General features: G+C 41.8%; 9 protein-coding genes and 1 pseudogene. 6 read left to right on the top strand and 4 right to left on the bottom strand.

What is annotated here, in order from left to right:
- The 4 genes from F8S12_RS31720 to F8S12_RS31735 form a co-directional block, all read left to right on the top strand.
- Positions 1-342 (top strand): HNH endonuclease (locus tag F8S12_RS31720; protein WP_196520284.1); only part of this gene is annotated, 342 nt, incomplete at its 5' end.
- 53 nt (positions 343-395) lie between these two features.
- Complete coding sequence (locus F8S12_RS31725) at positions 396-602, top strand: hypothetical protein (RefSeq protein ID WP_196520285.1); 207 nt, start codon at positions 396-398, stop codon at positions 600-602.
- A gap of 481 nt (positions 603-1,083) precedes the next feature.
- Entirely contained in the window at positions 1,084-1,725 is a 642-nt protein-coding gene (locus F8S12_RS31730) for a ParA family protein (protein WP_196520286.1), read from the top strand.
- Positions 1,726-1,727: 2 nt separating this feature from the next.
- On the top strand, positions 1,728-1,961 hold the full coding sequence (locus F8S12_RS31735) for a hypothetical protein (RefSeq protein WP_104910315.1): 234 nt from the start codon (positions 1,728-1,730) through the stop codon (positions 1,959-1,961).
- Positions 1,962-2,115: 154 nt separating this feature from the next.
- On the opposite strand, the gene F8S12_RS31740 is transcribed toward F8S12_RS31735, so the two are convergent.
- Entirely contained in the window at positions 2,116-5,301 is a 3,186-nt protein-coding gene (locus F8S12_RS31740; protein ID WP_196520287.1) for a DEAD/DEAH box helicase, read from the bottom strand.
- Between the two features lie 93 nt (positions 5,302-5,394).
- Here F8S12_RS31740 and F8S12_RS31745 point away from each other — a divergent pair, with 93 nt between their 5' ends.
- A complete protein-coding gene (locus tag F8S12_RS31745; RefSeq protein WP_196520289.1) occupies positions 5,395-5,667 on the top strand; it encodes a hypothetical protein in 273 nt (90 codons plus the stop codon).
- Positions 5,664-6,029, top strand: a complete 366-nt coding sequence (locus F8S12_RS31750; protein WP_196520288.1) for a clan AA aspartic protease — start codon at positions 5,664-5,666, stop codon at positions 6,027-6,029. The genes F8S12_RS31745 and F8S12_RS31750 overlap by 4 nt, the downstream gene beginning before the upstream one ends.
- A 34-nt stretch (positions 6,030-6,063) precedes the next feature.
- On the opposite strand, the gene F8S12_RS31755 is transcribed toward F8S12_RS31750, so the two are convergent.
- The 3 genes and pseudogenes from F8S12_RS31755 to F8S12_RS31760 all read right to left on the bottom strand — a co-directional run.
- Entirely contained in the window at positions 6,064-7,152 is a 1,089-nt protein-coding gene (locus F8S12_RS31755) for a hypothetical protein (RefSeq protein WP_230968406.1), read from the bottom strand.
- A 7-nt stretch (positions 7,153-7,159) separates the two neighbouring features.
- Complete coding sequence (locus tag F8S12_RS41200) at positions 7,160-7,636, bottom strand: hypothetical protein (protein ID WP_230968407.1); 477 nt, start codon at positions 7,634-7,636, stop codon at positions 7,160-7,162.
- 177 nt (positions 7,637-7,813) lie between these two features.
- Positions 7,814-8,104, bottom strand: a pseudogene (locus tag F8S12_RS31760) (IS4 family transposase); the annotation flags it as partial.

Raw genomic sequence — 8,104 nt, forward strand, 5'->3', positions numbered from 1 at the left:
AAGCAAAACCGCCACTCTAGCAAGAAATTACTAGACAAAGCATTTCCAAAGGTTTCCTACTCCGAAAGTAGCCACGTCATGGTCAAAGGAATTAAATCCCCCTATGACGGAGATACAGCCTACTGGAGTGAACGTAACAGTAAACTCTATGACGGCGAAACTTCTTTTGCTCTTAAGAAGCAAAACCATAGATGTGCTTCCTGCGGTTTAAAATTCATCGATGAGGAACGGGTTCACCTGCATCACATCGACGGAAATCACGCCAACTGGAAGAAAAATAATCTCGAAGCAATTCATGAGAGTTGCCACGATTACAAACACATGAGCAAAAGCGCAAGCTGAGAACATCGGGAGCCGTGTACACGGAAACGGGTACGCACGGATCTAACTGAGAGGTGCGCGGGATAATACCCGCCATCGACTCAACCACTAGCGCCTCGGAATTCGCAGACTGGGCTGGGGCTGTATCGGGCAAGCTGGGTCAACGAACTTCTAACGGCTTTGAAGTGATTGACGCAGGAATCCAACTTTTTGAAAAGAAGGCGAAGGAGGTAAAATCAGATTCTAGTGCTGCTGTAGCTGAAGCTGGTGTTTCTTCATGACCACATACAACAAAACCCTACTCCTTCACTGCGATCGTGTTTGGTGTGGGGTTGTTGGGGGCTGAACAGGCTTAGATTGTAGAATTTTTATTAACAGATATGAAGTTTACCGCTTCTTCCTGGTGCGATTCATGAATTCTCTGTAAAGAACATGAATTTTTTTCGGAACTTGCTACTATGTAAGCTGTATATCCCTACATACCGAACCACCTATACAGTAACCGGGGCATTGAATCTATGAAGCCCCATGTAAATTTATCGCGCTTTGCTGCTACTGCTCTCTTGTAAAAACTTGAGAGCAGTTTTGCATTCTTAATCAGTATATCTACAATAGGTTTTACGTTTGCTGTCCTTACTTTGATTGAAGGACGAAATCGTTATTTCGTTAAATCGCTAATTCTTGCTTAAACGAAATCTCTCTGTACGATTAAGCGAAAACACGATATAACTAATTCGCTATAAGGCGAAAGGACGAAAGTTGATGACCGTATTGGTGGGTGTCATTTCACAGAAAGGGGGAGTGGGTAAAAGTACTCTTGCTCGACTTATTGCCCGTGAATATTCTGCTGCTGGCTGGGATGTAAAGATTGCTGACCTAGATATCTCTCAAGGTACGAGTACGGATTGGAAACAACGCCGCGAATTAAACGGTATCCAGCCGGAGATTGCTGTTGAACCATTCCGTACTGTAGCTCAAGCTCTGAAACACGCCTCGGTTTATGACCTCATGGTTATGGATGGGCCACCACATTCTATGCAAGGGACACTGGAAATTGCCCGTGCAAGTGATTTGGTAGTCCTGCCCACTGGTTTATCACTCGATGATCTCAAACCGTCTGTACTGTTGGCGCATGAATTGGTAAACGCCAAAATCCCTACGGATAAAATTATTTTTGTTTTATGTCGAGTTGGCGACCGGGAGAACGAAATTGAGGAGGGCAGATCATATATTCATAAAGCTGGATATGTCACAGTGGCTGGCTCAATTCCAGAAAAGACTGCTTACCGACAGGCGAGTGATAACGGTCGTGCTGTTTCTGAAGTCACGTTTCCTACTTTGAAGCAACGGGCAGAACAAGTAGCCCAAGGAATTATTGATCTGTTGAGTGAGCAAAAATCCTAATTATGTCAACAAAACCACCTCCACCACCTCGCAAACCAAGCAAAGGTGAACCCCCTAGCATTAAGGAAACAAAAGACAACTTGGAGAAGCCCGATCCAGGGGAAATTTCCAACTTAAATTTTAAAGTGCCTGCCGAGTTTAAAAAGGATTTTAAGATTGCGGCCGCTACTTACGGTTGTACCCAAGTCGAGCTATTGCAACGGATTTTTAAATACTGGACAGATAATCACGGCTAGTATTGCTTTCGTTATTTAACGAAAAAGCGAAAAAACGATTTCTTGCTTTCGTTATTTAGCGATTTGTGATTCAGTAGTTTTCAACACAAGATGTACTGACAAAGCATTAGGTCAGGAACTAGCTGAATTGGTTTAACAGGGCAATGGAGTTAAATTAAGTCGTCTCAATACCAAGGCGGCTCATTCTTACAGAACCCCAGTTACATTTCAGTAATTCTTCAAACAAGGGATCGCCAAAATTCATTAAACGTAGTGAAGGCATTTCATCAAAAACACTAGGGTAAAAAGTAACTGTGTAATTCTGCGCTTTATAATTCAGTTGCCAAGTACGTTCGCTCCTTCTCTCAAACTGCACACCACTAGCTTTTAAAATTGCTGAGTCGGTGAATAACTGCTCGATAGCTTCTGGCGTAAAAGGAGTAGAGGGGATTGGTTTTTGAATTTCCGCTAAGTCAGCTTCTAAATCCATTGCTACCATTTCCTCAATTGCGAGACGAGGTGGTGGACTGTCTAACACAGAATCGAATTGAGACATTAAAACATCCTCTTCTTCTGGATCAGCACTCATAACAGCCCGTTCAATAAAGGTAGGGACTTGGGCTAAAATTGGCTGAAGATTACCAACAACAGTGGCAAAGGCATTAATGCGATCGCGCAATTTTCGATAAACCTTTGCTTCTACAGTGCCATCATAGTAAAAATTGTGAATTCGCACAGTCGGATATCTTTGTCCAATGCGGTCAATTCTCCCAATACGCTGTTCGACCCGCATGGGATTCCAAGGCATATCATAATTAATCAACACACCGCAATTTTGTAAATTCAAACCCTCGGAAGCAGATTCAGTACAGAGGAGAATTTTGATTTCATCTTGGCGAAATCGGCGTTTAATTTCTTCCTTGGGAACTAGACACCACTCCCCATTCTGGTACAGTTCCCCACCACGACCTGAATAACAAGCTACTTGGCTACCGTACAACTCCTTCAATGTATCCCGTAGATAGTCCATCGTGTCAGTGTACTGGGTGAAAACGATCGCACTTTCTCGGTCAGTTAATTCTTGGCGTAAAATATGAATAAAGCGAGAAAGCTTGCTATCTTCCCCAGTGTTTTCAAATTGACGTAGTAATTCTTCAAGATATTGAATTTCCTGGGGGTCTACTGGTTCAAAGAAAGATTCCAGCCCAGCAATCACTGTATCATCCTCATTATCCACATCTACTAAATCGTCGTCACTTAAAACGTTTCCCTGTTGAGTTAACAAATAATCCAAACGACGTTGCAGAGATGACTTGATGGCATAAAATGAACTGGTCAAACGTTTGCGGTAAAGGGTCATCAAAAAACCCAAACAAGAACGCTGATCTATTTGTGCCAATCTGTAAAAGTGACGTACATAGTCGCTGACAGCTACATAAAGTGGTACTTCCCGTTGGGGTTCCAGCATAATAGCGTTATCTTGCACAACTCTAGTAGGGATATCCCGCTCTAGCAGTCCCCTCTGATAGTATTGTCGGAGAGTATCGCGGGTATGGCGGAACATCAAGTCTTTTAGGGGCGTGTTCACTGTCAAGTATTGGCGTGAGGTGTCGATAAAGTCTTCATCTGCCAATAATTGTTTGTGATTGGAGATTTTCTTGCCCCGTTGCCAAGTATCTTGCATTTTGTAAGCAAGAATGCGATCGCTCTTGGTCAAAAACTGCTCTAATCTAGAGGAAGGTTGTCCGCCGCGCTGAAAATAATCGCTAGACATTACTTGCCAAAAATTTATTACTTCCGGCTTGACAGCACCTTGTAGCGAGGCGAAATAATCACAGAAGTTATCGCCATAACTCCAATGTCCCTGCAATCCCAGCAGGTTTAACAAGTCGAAAACTTCTATGGCATCAATTTGCATGGGAGTTGCTGACAAAAGAATCAGGGATTTAGCCTTCTCCTTCAACTGTGTCATTAACTGTAACAAGCGATTGGGTGTTTCCTTGCGGTCTTGGGGACTTTTGCGACGTGCATAGTGTGCTTCGTCTAAGATTACTAAATCCCAAGGTTCTGCTGATAGTAGCTGCTGCATTCTGTCAGTTCTCCGCACCAAATGAGAAGAAGCCAGGATTAAATCTTGAGTATTCCAGGGATTAGCTGCTGCGGGGATAGTCCGCTTGTAGGGGTCTTTAAATTCTGTAGATGTGTAACTCCAAAAATGCAGATTAAATTTTTCCCGTAGTTCTTCTTGCCACTGGGGTTGAACGCTAGCAGGTGCTAAAATTAGTACCCGCTTCACTTTTTTGGATAACAGCAGATAACGCAGAATTAAACCAGTTTCAATAGTCTTTCCTAAACCAACTTCATCAGCAATGAGAAAACTTTGGGGAAAATTTTGAGCAACGCGGCGTAGGATTTTAATTTGGTGTGGCCAGGGGTGAATGGGAATTGATTTTAAACAAAAGTCCAAGCAGCCGGGATGTTCATGAATATTGGCAAGTTGAGTAAATGCCAACCGTTCTTTTTCCTTTTGTTCTGTAGAAATAGCTGAAAGGTCTGGTTTTAGTTCCGGTTCTGGTTGTGCTTCTGACTCAGTTAATTCTTTTGTCAAAGGTCGAGTATCAAATTCTATTTGAGTATTCCAATCAGGTTTAGTCGCTCTTGCGTAACGCAACAGCTTTTTTTGTACCGCCTCTGGAACTTCAAAAACTCGCACATTAGGCGATACGTCATACCAAAGTTGCTCAAACCTCGCTTCTTCTTCTTCAACTCTATCTAGTTCCCTTCCTCCCTCCCAAGAACAATAAACGTGAAATGATTCTATATTCCTCTCCCAGCCACCAATAGATTCGTTATTGGAACCGTTAAATGCTAATTTATCGCCCTTACTATCAGTAAAAATGCCAACTTTTTCATGAAATATATGCTGTGGGTCTAGTTGCTGTGTACTATCTTCTGGCTGTCCATTTTGTTTCAGGGGAATAGCAATTTTAATATCGAGATATTGATTTTGAATTAACCAACTGAGAATTTCAAAGTGTTTGAGTTGGGCAAAATTTTCAGGTGGTTTTAAGTCTGCGTCTAAACGACTTAGCAATGCGTCTCGCAGTTCGTAGCCCTGTTGAATTGCTTGTAAATCTTGGGGGCTAAACTGACAACCCATGATTAACCGCATTCGCCCCTTGTTATGAAGCATTGCACCTAAACCCCGTGCAACTTTACTTAAAATGGCACTGCTAAAAAAACCTGCTTTCCGGTCATATTGAATGGTACACTCTAAAGCAGGAATGTAGAAATCAGTGATGGTATTGTGGGTGTTGCTGGTGTAACTAATTTTCCAGGGGTAATCACGCAGGTTTTTCAAGTTTCTAAAGACTAACGCCTACATCGAATTTTATCAAATAAATACTACTAAATACTACAATGCTTGAAGAAGCAATCATTTGGTGTAATTGTGATGCAATCAATTTTCTGGAGTGTAGAAGAAGTAGCCATTCGAGCTAAACAGTTTTACGAAAACGGTATTCGTCAAAATGTCGAGTCTGGTGACAATATCGGTAAGATGATTGTGATTGATGCCGAAACTGGTGAATATGGGATTGATCCAACTGGTGTAGAAACAGCGTTAAAGTTAAAACAGAAAAACCCTAATGCTAGATTGTTTACTATACGGATTGGTTATGATGTTGCTGTAAGTTTTGGTGGTGCAATGGAGCGTACTGCTGAATGATTTATGGAAAAGTCATCGATGGTAGGGCAATAGTTCCAGTGGTTTTTCGTTTACCTTCGCAGCCAGATTTTAATTTGGATTTTGTCATTGATACTGGATTTAATGACCATCTTACTTTACCATCACAGGCAGTCAGTGCGATGAATCTTCCCTTATATTCTAGTACCGAAGCAAGGTTAGCCGACGGTAGTCAAGCTTTATTATCTATACATTTGGCAACAATTGTATGGGACGGTATAGAAAGATTAGTTCCAGTTTTAGCTGCTGGTTATAAACCTTTGCTTGGAACTTCTCTCATGGCAGGATATCATCTAGAAATAGATTTTCAAGATAATGGTTTAGTTTCCTTAGAAAAACTCTAATCGATTAGTTGTTGTTTGGCTGGGTTCTGAATTATCAGAATAAGTTCAATTGTCCACCTTCCTTAAATGGTAACTCAGTCTGTTTGTAAGAGACTTTCGCTTTGATTTCATCCATAGCCAACCACAAATCTAATAACGCTTTTTCTTCAGTCAGGCGTTTCTTTTCATCACCAATGCGGGGAATTACTTTCAACGCTACTTCAAATGTCCGCATAAATAAATCGTTGCTAACTAAGCCCGTGTTCTTGAGAAATCTACGGACTGGTTCTGTATTGTCTTCCTCTTGGTAAAGGGCGATAATGGCGTGGAGTCCATCTACTAAATATCTAGCAGAAAATTCCGTATCGGTGACGGAGAAGGCGCGTTTTTTCAAGCGTTGTTGCGGGGTGAGTAATTTACAGTAACCGCTTGCAGAATCGAGTAGTTTGTGTTTTTTGACTAAATCGGAAACATCAAAACCACCGACTGCTAAAGCGAGTTGTCTAGCTTCATCGAAGGGGAATTCTCGCGCTTCAAAGGTATCCCATGCCAAGATATACCATTGGGTTAAGGGGTCGATACCGTTGAAGTCTTTACCTTCTAATAGCTTTTGTAGTCGGTATTCGACTACTGCTTGGCGTACTTCTTCAAATGCTGCTTTGGGTTCAACTGGGTTCCCGGCGCTGTTGAGGATGGAACTATATTTGGTAAACACACTCAAAGCAGAACCGAAAGCACTTAAGCACAAGTTTATACCAGGGGGTTTAATGCGGCGTTGCGGATCTGCTACTCTATCAGCAGCAGGACGTGAATCTTCAGTTAAGCATTTTTCGAGTTCTGGTGCTTTTTCAAAGACGATATTTCGCACGTCAATTCGCACGTCATCCCACCAAGCTTGTTCGGCGTTAGGGTCGCGTTTGCGGCATACTAAAAGCACCGTGCTGGATACTGCGTTTTTCTGCGCTTGGTGCAAGTTTTGGGGATTTTCAGTGCTGACAGCCCAAGATGCGGTAATCTCGAAACCAGCATCGATGAGGGATTTGGCTAAGATATCCCACGCGCCGGAGTCTTTGTGGTTGAATTGTACTGTCATTACGCCGTCGTCGCGGAGGACTCGGTGGTATTCGGCGAACGCCATTGCCATTTTTGCTTCATAATCCAAGTACAAAGGCTAAATGATTAATTAGACATACTGCTTTTTCACATTCATACTTAGCCTGAATTAGTGCTTTAGCTTCATTGATAATTTCAACGTAGGTAACAAGGGTTAGAAGCTGACGTGGGTTAAAACATTGCATCCATTCAGTAATACCATAATTACGAATCATGGAATATTGAGGATTTATAGGCGTTGGCTCATGGCTAATTAAATTTAAAGTTTCCCATTCACTCAATTTTGAGAATAATTTTAATTCAGCTAATTTTACACCTTCTAAATCACATTCTCTCGGTGTAGTAAATTCTAAACTTCCTTTAAATTTTTTGTAAGCAACTGCATAAATTTGATGTCCTAGCTTACTTTCTTCACTGGGGGAACAAATATAATCATTTTCAATTACATTTCCACAATTAGGACATCTGCCTACACCTCTGCTAATAGTTACTGTAGTATCTGGGTCATATTCCAATACGGTTCAGTTAAGGCTATGCAGTGCTTGAAACAACAAACACAGGAGGATTGGTTATTGTTCCAGTACCTCTGTGTTTAACCTTTTTCGAGCGAAATTTTGATACAGGCTTTTTCACAACCCTTGGGTTGTTTCTATGAACCCTTTCAGGTAAAAGTTGGTCAAGAATCTCCACTGTTAACCAACTAAAAAAAAGGGAAGTTCTTGTGGTTGTAAGCGCTGGAATTTGGGAAGGGCGCGACGAACAACTCGTAATGTTCCTGTGAAACTTACACGTAAGGGTGAAATGTTTGCGTTGCTTGCAGCTTGAAAAATTAACAACCGGATAGCCCAATGTCCTAATAACAAACCGTAAACTTCTTGCACCACCTCTCGTGGCTTTTGAGAACGAATATGAGTTTTTCGTCCGAGAAGATGTACTTTGAGTTCGTCAATCGTATTCTCGACTTCCCAACGTTGATGGTACTC

This window comes from Nostoc sp. WHI, assembly GCF_015714725.1.
GTDB lineage: Bacteria > Cyanobacteriota > Cyanobacteriia > Cyanobacteriales > Nostocaceae > Nostoc.

What these genes read in the sequence shown, in the direction of transcription:
- F8S12_RS31730 (WP_196520286.1), top strand. Translation starts at nt 1,084, where the DNA reads ATGACCGTATTGGTGGGTGTCATTTCACAGAAAGGGGGAGTGGGTAAA.
- F8S12_RS31735 (WP_104910315.1), top strand. Translation starts at nt 1,728, where the DNA reads ATGTCAACAAAACCACCTCCACCACCTCGCAAACCAAGCAAAGGTGAA.
- F8S12_RS31745 (WP_196520289.1), top strand. Translation starts at nt 5,395, where the DNA reads ATGCAATCAATTTTCTGGAGTGTAGAAGAAGTAGCCATTCGAGCTAAA.
- F8S12_RS31750 (WP_196520288.1), top strand. Translation starts at nt 5,664, where the DNA reads ATGATTTATGGAAAAGTCATCGATGGTAGGGCAATAGTTCCAGTGGTT.
- F8S12_RS31755 (WP_230968406.1), bottom strand. Translation starts at nt 7,152, where the DNA reads ATGGCAATGGCGTTCGCCGAATACCACCGAGTCCTCCGCGACGACGGC.